This is a genomic window from Nitrobacter sp. (assembly GCF_051535235.1).
Taxonomy (GTDB): Bacteria; Pseudomonadota; Alphaproteobacteria; order Rhizobiales; family Xanthobacteraceae; genus Nitrobacter.
The window spans coordinates 68,971-88,235 of sequence record NZ_JBPPLZ010000004.1 but is presented as its reverse complement, the minus strand read 5'-3'; the positions used below and the strand labels follow the sequence as shown (position 1 = coordinate 88,235).

General features: G+C 60.6%; 9 protein-coding genes. 7 read left to right on the top strand and 2 right to left on the bottom strand.

The features are described from left to right. Positions 1-22: 22 nt before the first annotated feature. On the bottom strand, positions 23-1,993 hold the full coding sequence (malQ, locus tag ACS3WA_RS06810) for a 4-alpha-glucanotransferase (protein WP_438277782.1): 1,971 nt from the start codon (positions 1,991-1,993) through the stop codon (positions 23-25). Positions 1,994-2,172: 179 nt separating this feature from the next. Here malQ and ACS3WA_RS06805 point away from each other — a divergent pair, with 179 nt between their 5' ends. The 7 genes from ACS3WA_RS06805 to ACS3WA_RS06775 all read left to right on the top strand — a co-directional run bounded on the left by ACS3WA_RS06805 (position 2,173) and on the right by ACS3WA_RS06775 (position 18,843). Further along, positions 2,173-4,146, top strand: coding sequence for an alpha-1,4-glucan--maltose-1-phosphate maltosyltransferase (locus ACS3WA_RS06805; protein WP_438277781.1), 1,974 nt, complete (start codon positions 2,173-2,175; stop codon positions 4,144-4,146). Positions 4,147-4,154: 8 nt separating this feature from the next. After that, entirely contained in the window at positions 4,155-7,421 is a 3,267-nt protein-coding gene (gene treS / locus ACS3WA_RS06800) for a maltose alpha-D-glucosyltransferase (RefSeq protein ID WP_438277780.1), read from the top strand. Positions 7,422-7,436: 15 nt separating this feature from the next. Further along, a complete protein-coding gene (glgB, locus tag ACS3WA_RS06795) occupies positions 7,437-9,587 on the top strand; it encodes a 1,4-alpha-glucan branching protein GlgB (RefSeq protein WP_438277779.1) in 2,151 nt (716 codons plus the stop codon). Continuing rightward, a complete protein-coding gene (gene glgX / locus ACS3WA_RS06790; RefSeq protein WP_438278027.1) occupies positions 9,587-11,662 on the top strand; it encodes a glycogen debranching protein GlgX in 2,076 nt (691 codons plus the stop codon). Before glgB ends, glgX begins: the two co-directional genes overlap by 1 nt. After that, on the top strand, positions 11,659-13,419 hold the full coding sequence (gene treZ / locus ACS3WA_RS06785) for a malto-oligosyltrehalose trehalohydrolase (protein ID WP_438277778.1): 1,761 nt from the start codon (positions 11,659-11,661) through the stop codon (positions 13,417-13,419). Before glgX ends, treZ begins: the two co-directional genes overlap by 4 nt. Then, positions 13,419-16,265 (top strand): malto-oligosyltrehalose synthase, encoded by a 2,847-nt coding sequence (gene treY / locus ACS3WA_RS06780; protein ID WP_438277777.1) that lies wholly within the window; start codon positions 13,419-13,421, stop codon positions 16,263-16,265. Before treZ ends, treY begins: the two co-directional genes overlap by 1 nt. 88 nt (positions 16,266-16,353) lie before the next feature. Then, positions 16,354-18,843, top strand: coding sequence for a glycogen/starch/alpha-glucan phosphorylase (locus ACS3WA_RS06775; RefSeq protein ID WP_438277776.1), 2,490 nt, complete (start codon positions 16,354-16,356; stop codon positions 18,841-18,843). 157 nt (positions 18,844-19,000) lie between these two features. Here ACS3WA_RS06775 and ACS3WA_RS06770 read toward each other — a convergent pair whose 3' ends face one another. Further along, positions 19,001-19,261, bottom strand: a complete 261-nt coding sequence (locus tag ACS3WA_RS06770) for a DUF2249 domain-containing protein (RefSeq protein ID WP_438277775.1) — start codon at positions 19,259-19,261, stop codon at positions 19,001-19,003. Positions 19,262-19,265 lie beyond the last annotated feature (4 nt).

Genomic DNA, 19,265 nt, shown 5'->3' with positions numbered 1-19,265 from the left:
CACATCGCGGCGGCGCGCGATTTCAACGATCGTCGCGAAGCGCGTGTCGAAGCGCTCCGACATCGATCCAACGGTCGATATCCTGCAATTCGACTGCCAGCCGCCGGCGCCAATTGGGATGCTCATTCACCGTGCCCGGAATGTTCGGCTGATCCTTCAACCCGATGAGGTCGTCGAGCGCGATCGCGAGTATGCGCGAGGGTGTCCGCGCGAGAAATCCAATGGCTCCAAAAAAGCTCTTCGATGCGATATGTTCTTCGCCGAGTCTCCATTCGAACGCGCGGTGTGCGTGCATCCGCATCTCGTCGGTCTCGCCGGGATCAAGACCCAGCCCTCGCTTGAGCTTGAGATCGGAATGCGATTGCCAGCCTGCGAACGAGGCAAGGTCATGCGTGTTGAAAGTCACAAGGGCATTCGCGGCATAACCTGACGACCCGAAAAACGCACCATCATGACCGCGCTCGAACATCATCACCTTGTACGACCACACGCCCCATGTCGCGAGGATGTCGCGAAAGCCATCCGGCACCGTTCCCAGATCCTCGCCGATCACCACGCAGCGCTGGTCGACGCTTTCCTGCGCAATGACGCCGAGCAGCGCCTCCAGCGGCATCTCCACATAGACGCCGTCCCGGGGCGAGGTTCCCGACGGTATCAGGTAAAGCCGGTTGAGACCGAGAACGTGATCCAGCCGTATAGCTCCCGCGAAGCGCATCGATGCGCGCAGCATCTCGCGAAACGGTGCGAAGTCGCTCGCCTCCAGTCCGGCGGCATTGAATCCCGCCAGCCCCCAGTCCTGGCCGGCCGTATTGAGTTGATCGGGCGGCGCGCCGACCGAAAGCGCGCGAGAGATGGCACCCTGTTCATTCCAGGCATCGAATCCGCCAGCCTGCACGCCAACAGCGATATCGAGATAAAGTCCGACCGCCATTCCGCGTTCGGCGGCAAGATCAGCGCATGACTGTAACTGGGCCGCCGCGCACCACTGCACGAACTCCACGAATTCGATCTCGGCACGCTGCGGACCATTTCGAAAGGCTTGAATTCGGGCATCATCAGGTCGCCGCCACTCCTCCGGCCATTGCCACCACGGCAGCAGACCAAATTGCCGCCGCAGCACCTCGAAGCACGCAAAACGCCGCAGCAATTCGCCACGCTCCCGCCTGAACGACTCGAACGCGACGAGAGCGGCCGCATGTGCAGTATTGGCCGTATCTGTAGTCTGGAAGATCTCGAACGCGTGCCGAAGCGCCGCCAGTTTCAATTCCGCAACAGCCGCGTAGTCGATCAGGTTACCGGAGCGGGCGCGGTCGAGGTGCTCGCGATGCCGCGTCAGCCACGCGCCCGAAAACCCCGGCAACCGTTCGGGATCGATATAAAGCGGATTGAGAAACAGCCGGCTGTTCGGCGCATAGGGACTGCATTCGAGCGGCCGGTCATCGAACAGCGCATGAAGCGGATTGAGTCCGATCCCCGCGCAGCCCCAACCCGCAGTCAGTTCGATCAGCGCGGCGAGATCCGTGAAATCGCCGATTCCCCAATTGCGCGACGACGCCAACCCGTAGAGTTGAACCGAAAGAACCCAGACTCTGTCGAACGACGCTCCTTGATAAGCTCTCGCCGGCGTCACCAGTAACGGAATCGAATCGATCGTATTTCCGTGCTCCCGCTCGATCGTCAACCGGTACGTTCCGATGGGGATCGCAGGCGGCAAATCGATCGTTCCGCCAGCCACGCACCCTCGCGCGAGCATCTGGTTGGATTCAACAAGCCGCCAGGCAAAACCGTCCGCTTCGGTGCCAACCGGCACCCGACGACTGTCGGCGTCGGCGACGATAACCACGGGTTGTTTCAGGAACGGATGTCGCGAAGGAGGCGGCAGACCATCAACCACGGCGCGCAGCCGTTCGCCACTCACCACATGGCGGTGACCCTGCCCGTCGATAAATTCCAGATCGACGCCATAGTCGCGTGCTTTTGAATAAACATCCATTCCCCAGCCCCAAGCCGAAGGCACGAACCATCCGAGATTTCGACTATCCGCGATTTCGTCGGAACGACGTCACGGAAAGAGTTAACACCATAGCAAGATCGCAGTTCCGCCGGGAACTTTGCGGCGCCGCACGGGTTAACGCCCGGGTCCTTCATTCACAAGCAGATCGGCAGCGCGTGATGTCCGTATCAACGCAAAAGAACATGCCGTTACGGGTAGGCGAACGCGGTGCAGCCACAGGCAGTTTCCACATCGAGGATATATATCCCTGCGTGGACGGCGGACGATTTCCGGTCAAGCGCGTTGCAGGCGACGTCGTCGACGTCTGGGCAGATATTTTCAGAAGCGGTCACGATATCATCGCCGCGCAGTTGATCTGGCGGCGCGAGACGGATCGTGATTGGCGGAAGTCGCCAATGACGCTGCACGACAACGATCGCTGGTTCGGCAGCTTCACGCCTCGCGATCCCGGATGCTACGTCTATGCCATCGAGGCCTGGACCGATGAGTTCGCCACATGGAGGCATGGCTTCGAGCTGAAGCAGCAGGCCGGCCAGGACGTCTCCCTCGACGCGCTGGAGGGAGCCACGCTTCTGACGCGCGCGCAATACGGCGGCGAGGAAGCCACCACTGTCATCGTCCGCCAATGCGAGGACTATCTGAAAAGCGGCGATCCCGCGTGCCTGCTTGTGCCGGAGCTGGCAAGCGCCATGGCCGAGAGCCTCGAACGCGGCGATCTCACGCGGTCCCAGCTTTACCCACTGACGATCGACCGCAACCTGGCGGTGGCGGGAGCGTGGTACGAGATGGTGCCCCGCAGCCAGAGCCCCGTGCCCGGCCAGCACGGCACCTTCCGCGACTGCATCGCGCGCCTGCCCGATATCGCCGCAATGGGGTTCGACGTTCTCTACTTTACGCCGATCCATCCGATCGGCAGAACCAATCGCAAGGGCCGTAACAATGCGCTGACTGCCGCCGAAATTGACCCCGGCAGTCCCTACGCCATCGGCGGACGCGAGGGCGGGCATGACGCGATCCATCCCGAACTCGGCACCTTCGACGACTTCCGTGATCTGATCGCTGCCTGCAAGACTCATGAAATGGAGGTCGCGCTCGACATCGCGGTGCAGTGTTCGCCCGATCATCCCTGGTTGACGCAGCACCCCGATTGGTTCAAGCGGCGTCCCGACGGCACGATGCGCTATGCGGAAAATCCTCCGAAGAAATACGAAGACATCGTCAATCCTGATTTCGGTTGCGACGATGCCGGCTCGCTGTGGAACGCGCTCCGCGACGTTATCCTGTTCTGGGTGAACCAGGGCGTGCGCATCTTCCGGATCGACAATCCGCACACCAAGCCGTTGAATTTCTGGGAATGGCTGATCCGCGAGGTCCAGACGAAAGACCCGGGCGTCATCTTCCTCGCCGAGGCGTTCACGCGACCGAAGGTCATGAAAGGCCTGGCGAAGCTCGGCTTCACTCAGTCCTATACCTACTTCACGTGGCGTACGCGGAAGTGGGAGATCGAATCCTACCTCACCGAACTGACAGGATATCCTGAACGCGACTACTACCGACCGAATTTTTTCGTCAACACGCCGGACATCCTGCCCTACCACCTGCAAAGCGGCGAAGCGTGGATGTTCAAGTCGCGCGTGGCGCTGGCGGCGATGCTGTCGAGCAACTACGGAATCTACAATGGGTTCGAGCTTCTGGAGCACGAACCCATTCCGGGTCGCGAGGAATATCTCAACTCGGAGAAGTACGAAATCAAGACCCGCGACTGGAATGCACCGGGCAACATCAAGCCTTACATCGCCGCGCTCAATCGCGCGCGTCGCGAAAATCCGGCGCTTTTGCAAACCCGCAATCTGAGATTTCTTCCCGTGAGCAGCGACCAGATTGTCGCCTTCACCAAGCAAACGACGGATGCCAACAACACCATCGTCGGCGCCATCGCGTTGTCGCGCGACGCATCCGAATTCTGGCTGCCGCTGGATTCGGTCCGCATCCGGGTCGCCGACGACCTGTCGCCCGTGGTCGCAGTGGAAAATCTCATGACCGGAGAGCGTCACGCCATCGAGTGGGGCGGTGTGCGCTTGAGGATCGATCCGCTCCGCGATCCCGCGCTCTTATTTCGTTGTCTGGCGTGAGGCGCGTCATGAACGACATGACTCAAATCCGTGCCGACAGATACGTCCAGACCGACGATCTCTGGTACAAGGACGCCATCATCTATCAGCTTCACGTCAAGGCCTTCGCCGACAGCAACAACGACGGCATCGGCGACTTCGTCGGCCTGACGGGCAAACTCGATTATCTTCAGGAATTGGGCGTCACCACGCTTTGGCTTCTGCCGTTCTATCCGTCTCCCGGCCGCGACGATGGATATGACATTGCCGATTACGGTTCGGTCAATCCCGACTTCGGCACGATGAAGGACTTTCGGCGCTTTATCTCCGAAGCGAAGCGCCGCGGACTTCGCGTGATCACCGAGCTCGTCATCAACCACACCTCCGATCAGCATAGCTGGTTCAAGCGAGCGCAGCGCAGTCCGCCCGGATCGAGCGCGCGGAACTGGTATGTCTGGAGCGATACTGACAAAAAATACCAGGATACGCGGATCATTTTCACTGACACGGAAAAGTCGAACTGGGCGTGGGATGCCGAGGCCAATGCCTATTACTGGCACCGTTTCTTCACGCATCAACCCGATCTCAATTTCGACAACCCGCGCGTGGTCAGGGCCGTCGTTCAGGTCATGAAGCGATGGCTCGACGCGGGCGTCGATGGATTCCGATTGGATGCCATCCCGTATCTATGTGAGCGCGACGGCACCAACAACGAGAACCTTCCCGAAACGCATGCAGTGATCAAGCACATTCGCGCCGAGCTCGATTCCTACGCCAAGGGCAAGGTGCTTCTCGCCGAGGCCAATCAATGGCCGGAGGACGTCCAGTCCTATTTCGGCGACGGCGACGAATGCCACATGGCCTATCACTTCCCCCTGATGCCGCGCATCTACATGGCTATCGCGCAGGAGGACCGCTTTCCGATCACCGACATTCTGCGGCAGACACCGGATATTCCCGCAAATTGCCAATGGGCGATGTTTTTGCGCAACCATGACGAGCTGACGCTCGAAATGGTGACGGATATCGAGCGCGACTACCTCTGGTCGACCTACGCCGCCGATCCACGCGCGCGCATCAATCTCGGCATTCGCCGCCGCCTCGCGCCCCTGATGGACAATGACCGGCGCAAGATCGAGCTGATGAACTCGTTGCTGATGTCGTTTCCCGGCACGCCGATCATCTATTACGGCGACGAAATCGGCATGGGCGACAATATCTATCTTGGCGATCGCAACGGCGTCCGCACCCCGATGCAGTGGACGCCGGACCGCAACGGAGGATTTTCGCGTTGCGATCCCGCGCGCCTTTATGCGCCCCCGGTCATGGACGCGGTCTACGGCTACGAGTCTGTCAATGTCGAGGCTCAGTCGCGAAGCCTGTCATCGCTGTTGAACTGGATGAAGAAGCTGATTTCGGTTCGCAAATCCAGCCACGCGTTCGGCCGCGGTACCATGTCCTTCGTGCGCTCCTCGAATCGCAGCGTGCTCGCTTACGTGCGGCAGCATGGCGACGAGGTTCTGCTCTGCGTCGCCAACCTCTCACGATCGGCACAAGCCTCCGAACTCGATCTGTCGCACTGGAAGGGCCGCTCGCCGGTCGAAATGCTGGGACGAACGACCTTTCCCGATATCGGCGAACTGGCCTATCTGATCACGCTTGCTCCGTATGGATTCTACTGGTTCCAACTGACTGAAAAGCCGCCCTCCCCGAATGTCGCTACGGTGATCGTGCCGGATTACGAGACCCTCGTTGTTCCACTGGGCTCGACCTGGATGTCGCTGGCGCGGACCCGTTCGATCTTCGAGCGCGACGTTCTTCCCTCCCATCTCGCCCGCGCTCGCTGGTTCCCGGAGCGATCGGCCACCGCTATCACCGCGCGCGTTCCGGCGGCGATACCGCTCATGAAAGATCAGATTTCCCGGCCATGGCTGATGATCTTCGACGTTACCCATCGCGGCCAGTCGGGGCGATACGCGATGCCGATCCGGATCCGATGGGACCGGCTCGATCGTCGCAATTTCGATCCACGAAACATCGCCGCGGTGCGGCAGGGATCGCGCGAGGGAACGCTGATCGACACCGCTCATGAGAGCGACTTGATCGCTGGCATCATCGATGGCCTGCGCCAACGGGCAAGCTTCGAGGAAGGCGAATTGCGGCTTTCCTACAGGCCCACGGAACGGCTCGCCTCGATTGCGGAGGAGCCGATCTCCAACGTGCGCGCGGTGCAGACCGAACAGTCGAACAGCACCGCACTGGTGGACGACAGGTTTGTCGTCAAGATCTATCGCAAGCTGGAAAACGGCATCAACCCGGAAGTGGAAGTGGGCCGCTTTCTGACCGACGTCGCCGGGTTCGCCAATACGCCCGCTTTGCTCGGCAGTGTCGAGTTGACGGGACCCGAGGTTCAGACTGCCGTCGCCATCGTTCATGCCTTTGTCGGCAACCAGGGCGACGCATGGACCGTCAGCGGCGCCGCGCTGGATCGCTTTGTTGACGAGCAGCGGCTGGTCGGAGCGAGCGATTCGGCTCCGGCGCTGGAGGAGAAGGCGGCATACCAGCGCTACATGATGCAAACCGGCAAGCGGGTCGCCGAAATGCACATCGCGCTGGCCGGCCACGACGACATCGCGGATTTCCGGCCTGAACCCCTGACTGCTTCCGACGTCGCGCACCTTGTCGATCGGCTGGTGGCGCGCGCCGAGAAAACATTCGACCGCCTCGCCCAAGCCAAGCTTTCCGAGTCGGATCAACGCCTTGCCGGCCAACTCCTGAATATCCGTGGGTCGCTGCATGATCGGCTCACGGACCTGCTGCCGCCTTCGATTCAGATGCATAACATCCGGCACCATGGCGATTTTCATCTCGGGCAGATCCTCGTCGTCCGCGACGATATCTTCATCATCGACTTCGAAGGCGAACCCCGGCGAGCTCTCCCCGAGCGGCGAATGAAGGCGCCGGCAGCCCGCGACGTCGCCGGCTTGATCCGGTCCATCGACTATTCCGTGACTTCGGCGCAAGAGCGCGCCCTCAAGACTGGAACGGATGACGACGGCCGGCTGGCCGCGGCCTTGTCGGCATGGCGCGACGAGGCGACGCAAACCTTCCTGACGGCCTACCGCGAAGCGATGTCCGATCTTCGGCTATGGCCGCAGGATGACGACCAGGCCGACAGCACGCTGCGGTTCTTTCTGCTCGAGAAGGCCTTCTATGAAATCGACTATGAACTCGCGCATCGTCCTGACTGGCTTCGCGTTGCCTTGAGCGGCGCGCAGCGCGTGCTGCGTCAATAGGAAGCGAGATCGCGCATGACCGAACTGTCTTCCGAAGCCCGCGCCATCGTCGAAGGGCGGCATTCCGATCCCTTCCACTATCTCGGCTGTCATCGCGAGAATGACCGCAGGGTGGTTCGCGCCTATCTGCCCGAGGCCTCCGAGGTACGCGTCGTCGACGAGCGCGGCGAAGAGACGGCACTGACGCGCATTCATGACGCCGGGCTTTTCCTGGGTGACCTGCCGAACGGCGCCGAGCGCTACCGCTTCCGCGCTCGCTATGGCGCCGACACGGTCGAACTCGAGGACCCTTACCGCTTTTTGCCGATCCTCAGCGATTTCGATCTCTATCTGCTTGGCGAAGGCACGCATCAGCGGCTCTATGACAAACTCGGCGCCCATCCGATGACAATGGACGGCGTCGACGGCACGGGATTCGTCGTGCTTGCGCCCAATGCGCGGGCCGTCGCCGTCGTCGGAGATTTCAATTGCTGGGACCGGCGCCGGCATCCGATGCGCGTGCGAGCCAGCGGATTCTGGGAATTGTTTATCCCGGGCGCGCGGACAGGCGACCGCTACAAATTCGCGATCACCGACCAGAGCGGTGGCCTGCTGCCGTTGAAATCCGATCCGATGGCTTTTGCCGCAGAAGTGCGACCGAACACCGCCTCGATCGTATTCGACGAGACCGCGCTTCCCCGCCCCACGCCCGCGGCCGCCACGATCAATGCGCGCAACACGCCGATCTCGATTTACGAGGTCCATCTCGGGTCGTGGCGACGTGGCGACGGCAACCGCTGGCTGTCGTACCGCGAACTCGCGGACACGCTGCCGCACTATGCCAGCGACCTTGGCTTCACCCATGTCGAATTGATGCCGGTGAACGAGCATCCGTTCGACGGCTCCTGGGGCTACCAGCCCACCGGCCTTTATGCACCGACCAGCCGTTTCGGTCCGCCCGAGGATTTTGCGTATCTGGTCGATGCCTGCCATCGCGCAGGGCTTGGGGTTTTGCTGGACTGGGTGCCCGGCCACTTTCCCGACGATCCCCACGGGCTCGGCCGTTTCGACGGCACGTCGCTTTACGAACATGCCAATCCCTTGCAGGGCCGCCACCTCGACTGGGACACCCTGATCTACAACTACGGCCGCACCGAAGTCGTCAATTTCCTGGTTGCAAACGCCTTGTTCTGGCTCGATCGCTACGGTGTGGACGGTCTTCGCGTCGATGCAGTCGCCTCCATGCTCTACCTCGATTACAGCCGTCCCGAAGGCGGCTGGATTCCCAACAAGCACGGCGGCCGGGAAAATCTCGAAGCCATCGAATTTCTGCGCCGGTTCAATCGAGAGGTATTCGGACAATTCCCGCACGCCACGACGGTGGCAGAGGAATCGACGGCATGGCCGCAAGTCTCGCGCCCGACCGAGTTCGGCGGCCTTGGCTTCGGCTACAAATGGAACATGGGCTGGATGCACGACACGTTGAACTATATCGGCAAGGACCCGGTCTATCGCAAGCACCATCACGGCCAGATCCTGTTCGGGCTGCATTATGCGTTCTCGGAAAACTTCATCCTGCCGCTGTCCCATGATGAAGTGGTACATGGCAAACGCTCGATCCTGGGCCGCATGCCGGGCGATGACTGGCAGCGTTTTGCAAATCTCCGCGCCTACTACGCGTTCATGTTCGGTCATCCCGGCAAGAAGCTGATGTTCATGGGCTCCGAGTTTGGCCAGGAACGCGAGTGGAACCACGATCACGCGCTCGACTGGTATCTTCTCGATCAAGCCCGGCACCGGGGAATACAGAACCTCGTTCGCGACCTCAACGCGCTCTATCGCGCTCTGCCGGCGCTGCACGAACTGGATTGCGATCCGGCCGGTTTCGAATGGATCGTCGCGAACGATGCTAATCGCAGCGTCTTCGCATGGATGCGCAAGGGCGACAACGGACGGTCGCGCTGTCTCGTGGTCGCCAATTTCACGCCTACGGTCCATCGCGGATACCGCGTGCGCGTGCCGTTCGCGGGCAAGTGGCGCGAAACGCTCAATACCGATTCCGCGCATTACGGCGGAAGCGACGTCGGCAACGACGGTATGGTCGAGACACTGGACGGTGTCATCCCCGAACTCAGCCTGACGCTGCCGCCGCTCGCGGTGATCTTTCTGGTGCCGGAATCTGCATGATGAAAATCTCGGAAGGCACACATGTCCGCCTCGGTTCGAACTGGGATGGGCGCGGCACGAACTTTGCGCTTTTTTCAGCCCATGCGGAAAAAGTCGAACTTTGCCTGTTTGACAGCCAGGGGCGGCGGGAGATCGAGCGCATAGCCCTGCCCGAGCACAATGAGGATGTCTGGCATGGCTACCTGAGCGACGTCTCGCCCGGCCAACTCTACGGCTATCGCGTGTACGGACCCTACGATCCTCAGCACGGACACCGCTTCAATCCCCATAAGCTGCTGCTCGATCCTTACGCCAAGAAGGTCAGCGGACGGCTCGTCTGGAGCGATGCGCATTTCGCCTACCGCACCGGCAGCCCGCGCGAAGACCTGTCCTTCGACCGGCGCGACAATGCGCGCGCCATGCCGAAAGCCACCGTCATCGATGACACGTTCAACTGGGGCCGGCGCGAACCGCGGCCCAGCATTCCCTGGGAAGATACGATTATCTATGAGGCTCACGTCAAGGGCCTGACCAAGACGCGTCCGGACATATCTCCCGATTTGCGCGGCAGCTACCGTGCGCTCGCAGCCCCCGCCATGATCGACCATCTGCGGCGACTCGGCGTCACCACGATCGAACTGCTGCCGATTCACGGCTTCGTCGACGATCGGCATCTCGTCGAGCACAAGCTGAGCAATTATTGGGGATATAATTCCATCTCGTTTCTCGCTCCAGAACAGCGTTTCGCAAAGAACGATGCGCTCAACGAATTCCGCATGTCGGTTGCCCGCCTTCACGACGCCGGATTCGAGGTCATGCTCGACGTCGTCTACAATCACACCGCTGAAGGCAATCACCTCGGGCCGACGTTGTCGTTCCGCGGCATCGACAACGCGTCCTACTATTGGTTGATGCCGGATAATCCGCGTTATTACGACGACTTCACAGGTACCGGCAATTCGTTGAATCTGACCCATCCGCGCGTGCTGCAGATGGTGATGGACTCGCTGCGGTATTGGGTCGAGGTCTGCCACATCGACGGCTTCCGTTTCGATCTTGCCAGCACGCTGGCGCGCGGTCCCCATGGATTCGACCGCAACAGTTCCTTCTTCAATGCGATCCGGCAAGATCCGTCCCTTGCCGCCGTCAAGCTTGTCGCGGAGCCCTGGGACGTGGGCGCTGGCGGCTACCAGGTCGGAGGCTTTCCCTCGCAATGGTCAGAGTGGAACGACCGATATCGCAGCACGTTGCGGCGATACTGGGCCGGCGAAGGAAATCTGATCGGCGATGTCGGCGGCCGCATGACCGGATCGTCCGACCTTTTCAATCATGACGATCGTTCGCCCCGCGCGGGCATCAATCACGTCACCGTCCATGACGGATTCACGCTCGCCGATCTGTTTTCCTATAACGAGAAACATAACGACGCCAACGGTGAGGATAATCGGGACGGCTCCAACGACAATCACAGCAACAATTGCGGCCACGAGGGGCCGACGGACGATCCCGCGATCGTTGCGCTTCGCCGTCAGCTTCGCAAGAATCAGCTTGCATGCCTGCTGCTTGCCCAGGGCGTCCCGCTTCTCCTCGCAGGCGACGAGATCGGCAATAGCCAGAATGGCAATAACAACGCCTATTGTCAGGACAACGAGATCGGATGGATCGACTGGAGCGGTCTTGGCCATGAGGGCGACGACATGACCGATTTCGTCGGACGCCTGACCGCGATCCGAAAGCGGTTTGCGCAAGTCAGGGCGCGGCATTGGGTCGTCCGCAAGACGGCTGACGGCTCCTACGGCGTGCTGTGGTTGACGCCTGAGGGCAACGAGATGACGGACGCCGACTGGAATTTTCCGGAGGGTCGGTTTCTTTCCTACGTGCTTGGACCGATGGAGCGCGACCGTGAAGCTCTTTATGTCGTTCTCAACGCCGCTCCGGAGCCGATCGAATTCAGAATTCCGGGCATGGAAGAGTACAAGACATGGTCGGTGGTGCTCCATACCTCCAACGACGAGGCTGAAGGCAGCACGCACCAACCCAACGCGACGATGCAGGCGCCGCCTCGCAGCGTCATCGCGTTCGCAGGCCGGCCATGACAGCCAGCCGCTTCGGCCCCATTCTCCGGCCGGACGGCGCGACGTTCCGGCTCTGGGCGCCGGCGGCTGCCGAAGTGGAAGTCATAACCGACGTTGCGCATACGATGGCAAAAGACAACGGCGGCTGGTTCATCGCCGACGTGCCCGCGGCCCGGCCCGGCACGCGCTATCATTTTCGAATTGACCGCAGCCTCAACGTGCCGGATCCGGCGTCCTCGTATCAACCCGACGACGTAACCGGTCCAAGCGAGCTAGTCGACCATGGCCATTTCCACTGGAAGGCGATCGACTGGCGCGGCCGGCTCTGGCACGAGGTGGTCATCCTCGAATGCCATGTCGGCACCTTCACGCCGGAGGGCACTTATCGCGCAATGATCGGCAAGCTCGATCATCTCGTTGCGACCGGGATCACGGCCCTCGAATTGATGCCGCTGGCCGACTTCGCCGGCACCCGGAATTGGGGCTACGACGGCGTGCTGTGGTATGCGCCCGATCATGTCTACGGTACGCCGGACGATCTCAGGGAGTTGATCGATCAGGCCCATCTCCGCGGACTGATGGTCTTTCTCGATGTCGTCTATAACCACTTTGGACCGGAGGGGAATTATCTCGGACTTTACGCGCCGCAGTTCTTCTGCGCGGAAACGCCTTGGGGATCTGCGATCGATTACCGGGTGGCCGAAGTGCGCGCCTTCGCTGCCGACAACGCGCTGCACTGGCTCGGCAACTACCGGTTCGACGGGCTGCGGCTCGACGCCGTGCATGCTCTCGCCGAAATGGGTGAGCCGACGATCCTGAACGATATCAGCCGCGCCGCCGGCGTTCTGGCGCACCAGAGCGGACGGCATATCCACCTTGTACTGGAGAACGACGATAACCGCGCGGTGCTGCTCGATCCATCGTCCGCCATTCCGGACGGGAAGTATCGCGCGCAATGGAATGACGACTACCACCATCTCTGGCATGTCATTCTCACCCAGGAGACGCTCGGCTATTACGGCGACTACGCCACGCAACCCCGTCGCCTGCTCGCGCGAACCCTGTGCAGTGGCTTCGCCTATCAGGGAGAGCCTTCTGCCCATCGCGGCGGCCGCTCTCGCGGCGAGCAGATCGGCGCACTCCCGCCCGCTGCCTTCGTGAACTTCCTTCAGAACCACGACCAGATCGGTAACCGCGCGCTGGGCGACCGCCTCGAATGGACTGCCGACGCAAGGGCTATCGAGGCCGCGCTCGCAATCACCCTGCTCGCGCCGATGCCGCCGTTGATGTTCATGGGCGAGGAATGGGGAGCGACCACGCCCTTTCCGTTTTTTTGCGACTTCAAAGGCGACCTCGCCGAGGCGGTGCGAGCGGGACGACGCAGGGAATTCGCCGAGGCCTACGAAATGTTCGGCGACAACGTACCTGATCCCCTTGCGCAGTCAACGTTCGAGTCAGCGGTCCTGCCGTGGCCGAAGGACGGTCAATACCCGCCGCGATATGCATTCATCAGGAAATTGTTGCGCATTCGCCATGACGAACTCATGCCGCATCTTGGCAACGCAGCATTCGCCTCCGCCGAACTCCGCCACACCGATCGCCTACTCTTGGCATACTGGCGCCTCGGCAACGGCTCGCTCTTGCATCTTCGCGCCAACATCTCCGATCACAACGTCACCAACGATGCCTCGCCAATGCGGGGCCGGATGATCTGGGGTGAGGAGCCGCCCGCGCGCTTGCCGGCCTGGTCCGTTTTCTGGTCGATCGGAGCGATCTGATGGACAGCGCCGTTCCGCGTGCAACCTATCGCCTGCAGTTTACGTCCCAATTTACTTTCGACGACGCTGCGGCGATCGTTCCGTATCTCAAGAAGCTGGGCATCACGCACCTCTATGCGTCTCCCTTCATGAAGGCGCGGCGCGGCAGCACCCACGGTTACGACATCGTCGATCACAATATCATCAACCCCGAACTCGGCGGCGAGGATGGCTTCAACCGGTTGAGCAATGTTTTGACGTCTCACGGGATGGGAGTGATTCTCGATTTCGTTCCAAACCATATGGGCGTGCATTACGCCGACAACGCCTGGTGGCTGGACGTACTCGAATGGGGACCAAAGTCGGCGTTCGCCGAATCCTTCGATATCGATTGGGACGTTCTTCCATTCCGTACCAAGCCGGGACTGCTGCTTCCGATATTGGGGGCAATGTACGGCGTTTCGCTCACGCAAGGCGAGATCGAGTTGAAGTATGATCCGAGAGAGGGAAGTTTCTCGGCGTGGTATTTCGAACATCGGCTGCCGATTGCGCCGGAACGTTACAGTGACATCCTCAAGACGATCACCAGCGAGCTTCCGCCGGGCTCCGCCCGCGACGATCTGCTTGCCATCGCCGAGCGCTACGGTGGCCGGGATAATCCCGGGCGCGGCCGGGCATCCGCGCTCGAGCGCGACATCGCTGCTATTGCTGGAGGCACGGCCGCCATCAATCAAGGCCTCAAGGCCTACCGGGCTGGCCCCGACAACCCAGCGCAGACCAAGGCCCTTCACCACCTGCTGGAACGGCAGCACTACAGGCTCGCCCACTGGAAGCTTGCAACCAGCGAAATCAACTATCGGCGATTCTTCGACGTAAACTCGCTGGCCGGACTTCGCGTCGAGAATCGCGACACGTTCGACCGCATTCATGGTCTCGTCCGCCGGTTGATTGCCGAGAAAAAGATACAGGGCTTGCGGCTCGATCATATCGACGGGTTGTACGATCCGGCGCAGTATTGCAGGCGTCTGGGGCGGCTGATCCGTGAAGCGCAAGGCGCAGATCGCCGCCCGTTCTATCTGTTGATCGAAAAGATTCTCGGAGATCACGAAGCGCCGCCGCAATTCGCCGACATCGACGGTACCACGGGTTACGAGTGCCTGAACTTCATTTCCCAGGTTCTCGCCGATGAGAATGGCCTGGAAACCCTCGACGAAGTCTGGCGTCAGGCCAGCGATATCGCGCCCGCTTTCGATCCCGTATTGCGGGCCTCGAAACGACGCGTGATCGAGACGTTGCTCGCAAGCGAATTCACCGTGCTCACACGTTTGCTGACCCGCATCGCCGCGGGTCATTATTCCACACGCGACTATTCCGCCGATAGTCTTCGCCAGGCCTTCGAGTTGTTCGTCCTGCATTTTCCGGTTTACCGCACCTATATCACCCAGGCCGGACCGAGCGAGAGCGAGCGGAAACTTATCTCCGAGACGATCGCCAAAGCGCGGCAGGAGTGGTTCGCTGCCGACGACGGGATTTTTGATTTCCTGCAGGATGCGTTGACGCTTGATCTGCTCGCTCCCGGAAAGCCGCCGCACAGCCGTCAGCGGGTTCGCCGGTTTGCGCTTAAAGTCCAGCAGTTCACCGGACCGACGATGGCCAAGTCACTCGAAGACACCGCCTTCTATCGTTATCACCGCCTTCTTGCCTTCAACGAGGTCGGCGGGGATCCGGCCGCGCCGGCTCTCGACATTGCCGGCTTTCATCGAAAGATGCTCGACCGCGCCGGGCGCCGGACCCACGGACTGATCGCCACGGCAACTCATGACACCAAGCGCGGCGAGGATGCGCGCACGCGGATTCTCGCGCTGACCGAGTTGTCGGACGAATGGGCGAGCATGGTTGGACGGTGGAAGACGTTCAATGCGCGATTGGTATCCACGAACAATGGCGTCCGCAGCCCGTCCGTCGCGGACGAATACATGCTGTATCAGGCGCTGATCGGGGCCCTGCCCTTCGATGATATCGATCACACATTTGTTGCGCGAATGCAGTGCTATGCCGAGAAGGCCTGCCGCGAGGCCAAATTGCAGACGAGCTGGCTCAATCCTGACGCGGCCTACGAAGCCGGCGTCAGGCAATTTCTGGCAGGCATTCTGGACGAACACCAGTCGTCCGACTTTATTCAATCCCTGAAAACCTTCGGACGCCGCACATCGCTGATCGGCGCGCTGAATTCGCTGAGCCAGATCACCCTGAAGGCGACAATTCCCGGTGTTCCGGATTTTTACCAGGGCACCGAGCTGTGGGATCTATCGCTGGTGGATCCGGATAACCGGCGGCCGGTGGACTTTACGGCACGCGAAGCCATTCTCGACGCCGGAGCCGCTGATATCTCAGCTCTCACCGGGAGCTGGACCGACGGCCGAGTCAAGCTCGCATGGATACATCACCTGCTCGACCTGCGCGCGCGCCATGCAAAAGTCTTCGCCGACGGGGATTTCAGGCCGCTGACCGTGGAAGGCGCGCATCGTCGCCACGTCATCGCATTTGCCCGTACTCTTCGCAGCGAGGCCATCGTCGTCGTCGCCCTGCGGCATTTTGCACCTTTCACCGACTCCGGCATGATGTGGCCGAAGTTTGACAACCTCGACGCCTGTGTGGATCTCGGCAATCTGACTCTGATCCATCTGGCGGTGATAAACCAGAAACTCGACCTCAAGCGAGTGCTTGACCGGCTTCCCGTCGCCGTTCTGGCAGCGCGGGTTTCGACGAGGTCCGAGATTGGTCGCGCTGCGCGGTTGAAACAAAAGTTCCAAAAACGAAATAACCGCGATACGGTCGAGCTCAAGAACCACAAGACTGCCAATTGATCACGCACGGAATTGAGCATTAACTTTCTGAAATCGGCAATTCGCGGTTGCCCGTACCTATCGGCGCAAAACAGATCTGGATTACAGGATGGTCTTCAAACTTTTCCCCAAGCAGGATCGCAGCTTCGACGATGATACGTCGATGCCAACCGGCTCCGGAGACGATCGAATCGTCGCGGAGATCAAGAGCGCGATCCTGTCAAAGATCATTCTGGTCGCCGGAAAGGATGTGAAACACGCCAACATTCACGACTGGTATGTTGCGACGGCGCTGACGCTGCGCGACCGCATCGTCTATCAATGGCTTCAATCCGATCGATCCGCTCAGAACAACGGTGACAAGCGCGTCTATTATCTGTCGCTCGAATTCCTGATCGGACGGCTGCTGACCGATGCCCTGACCAACATGTCGCTGATGCAGCCGTTTCGCACGGCGATCGAAGACCTCGGCATCAATTTTGACGCACTGCGCGATGTGGAACCCGACGCCGCGCTCGGCAATGGCGGCCTGGGCCGACTGGCTGCGTGCTTCATGGAAAGCATGGCAACCCTTGCGATCCCGGCGCAAGGCTACGGCATTCGTTATGAGCACGGACTGTTTCGTCAGATCGTTTCAAACGGATGGCAGGAGGAGTTTCCCGAGCAGTGGCTTCTCTCCGGAAACCCCTGGGAATTCGAACGCAGCGACGTGATCTTCGACATCCAGTATGGCGGACGCCTGGAGCGCATCGAGCAGCCCGGCATGCCGGCCCGTACGCTCTGGATACCGGATGAGACCATTCAGGCGGTCGCCTACGACACGCCGATCGTCGGCTGGCGCGGCCGTCACGTCAATGCGCTAAGGCTGTGGTCCGCACGCGCGGTCGATTCGATGCGCCTCGACACCTTCAACAGCGGCGATCATCTTGGCGCGATGTCGGAGATGGCGCGCGCAGAAGCGATCTCGAAATTTCTTTACCCGAGCGACGAAACGCCGGCCGGCCGCGAATTGCGCCTGCGTCAGGAATACTTTTTCGTTTCCGCCTCGCTGCAGGATATTCTCGACCGCCATCTGCATACCGAGGGCGATATCCGATCGCTGCCATCTCATGCCGCGATTCAGCTCAACGATACCCATCCGAGCCTCGCTGTTCCCGAACTGATGCGACTGCTGATAGATAAATATCAGATCGATTGGGACGATGCCTGGGACATCACCACCAGGACAATCTCCTACACCAACCACACTCTGTTGCCGGAAGCGCTCGAGACCTGGCCGGCCGAACTGTTTGAGCGGATGCTGCCGCGCCATCTCGACATCGTGTACCGGATCAACGCGGACCATCTTGCGGCGGCGGAAAAGCATTCGGGAGCCGATAGTCGATTTAGCGCATCGGTATCGCTGATCGACGAAACCGGCGGCCGCCGCGTTCGCATGGGCCATCTCGCCTTCGTCGGCTCCCATCGCATCAATGGCGTCTCAGCCATGCACAGCGAGCTCATGCGCGAAACCGTGTTCGCCGACCTGAACAGCCTTTATCCCGGCCGCATCACCAACAAGACCAACGGCATCACCTTCCGCCGCTGGCTGCATCAATGCAATCCGAAACTCACATCACTGCTGCAGGATGCATGCGGCGTCGCGGTTCTTGATGAACCCGAGCGGTTGCGAATGCTGGAGCGATTATCGGATGACCGCGCGTTCCAGCAACGCTTCCAGGCCGTCAAGCGGGCCAACAAGATTGCGCTCGCCCAGATCATTGCCAGCCGGCTTGGTATCGCCGTCGATCCGTCGGCACTGTTCGACGTCCAGATCAAGCGTATTCACGAATACAAGCGTCAACTTCTCAACGCGATCGAGGCGGTGGCGCTCTATCAGGCCATCCTAGCCGACCCGGACGGAAACTGGACGCCGCGCGTCAAGATTTTTGCCGGAAAGGCGGCTGCGAGCTATCGGCAGGCCAAGCTGATCATCAAGTTCATCAACGACATCGGCGAGGTGATCAACAACGATCCCGCGATTAAAGGCCTCCTCAAGGTCGTCTTCCTGCCGAACTATAACGTCAGCGCCGCCGAGGTCATCGTCCCGGCGAGCGATCTGTCCGAACAGATTTCCACCGCCGGTATGGAAGCTTCCGGAACCGGCAATATGAAGCTCGCACTGAATGGCGCTATCACGATCGGAACGCTCGACGGCGCCAATATCGAAATTCTCGAGCACGTCGGCGAGGACAATATTTTCATTTTCGGCATGACAGCGGACGAGGTTGTCCGGCGCCGCGCCACCGGACTGGACGCCACCGACGTCATCTCGTCGTCGTCGAGGCTGGCCGGCGTGATCGACGCCATCGAACGCGGCGTGTTTTCGCCGGACGACGTTTCGCGTTTTGCGCCCATCGCACACGCGCTGCGGTTTCTCGATCACTACATGGTGTCGGCGGATTTCGAGAATTACTACCGGACGCAACGCGCCGTCGACACGAAATGGCATGGTCCGGAGTGGACACGCTCAAGCATTCTTAATGTCGCACGCATGGCATGGTTCTCGTCCGACCGCACCATCCGGGAATATGCCGAAGATATCTGGAATATTCCCTGACACGATGGCGACCCGCCGACGAACACCACCGCGTCCTGCTTTAAAAAGGGAGGCGCCGGCGGAGTGAGAGCCGCCGGCGCGGTCGACAAGCGATCCCTGCGGAAGATCTTCTTGTCGACGAAGGTGGCAGGGCGGTCGTCTCCGACCGCTGTGTGGGTCAAGCCACCTTGAACTGTTTGGCGATCTCCACCTTCCAGACCGATGGACCCTGCTCCAGATAAGTCCACGAAAACTCGCCGGGATGCCTGGCCTGGATCTGAGAGTAGAGCGGCATCGGATCGTGATCGTTGACCAGGACGAATGACTCGCCCGCCCTGAGGTCGCCAACGATCCGAAAAGCCTTGGTACTGCGTTGCGCCGGCTCCAGATTGCGGAAGTCGATTTCGGCGACATCAATCTCTTCAGTGGTCTGACACATGACC

Bases quoted from the DNA above. Each gene is read 5' to 3' on its own strand.
- glgB (WP_438277779.1), top strand. From the start codon at position 7,437: ATGACCGAACTGTCTTCCGAAGCCCGCGCCATCGTCGAAGGGCGGCAT.
- malQ (WP_438277782.1), bottom strand. From the start codon at position 1,993: ATGGATGTTTATTCAAAAGCACGCGACTATGGCGTCGATCTGGAATTT.
- ACS3WA_RS06775 (WP_438277776.1), top strand. From the start codon at position 16,354: ATGGTCTTCAAACTTTTCCCCAAGCAGGATCGCAGCTTCGACGATGAT.
- treS (WP_438277780.1), top strand. From the start codon at position 4,155: ATGAACGACATGACTCAAATCCGTGCCGACAGATACGTCCAGACCGAC.
- treY (WP_438277777.1), top strand. From the start codon at position 13,419: ATGGACAGCGCCGTTCCGCGTGCAACCTATCGCCTGCAGTTTACGTCC.
- ACS3WA_RS06805 (WP_438277781.1), top strand. From the start codon at position 2,173: ATGTCCGTATCAACGCAAAAGAACATGCCGTTACGGGTAGGCGAACGC.
- treZ (WP_438277778.1), top strand. From the start codon at position 11,659: ATGACAGCCAGCCGCTTCGGCCCCATTCTCCGGCCGGACGGCGCGACG.
- ACS3WA_RS06770 (WP_438277775.1), bottom strand. From the start codon at position 19,261: ATGTGTCAGACCACTGAAGAGATTGATGTCGCCGAAATCGACTTCCGC.
- glgX (WP_438278027.1), top strand. From the start codon at position 9,587: ATGAAAATCTCGGAAGGCACACATGTCCGCCTCGGTTCGAACTGGGAT.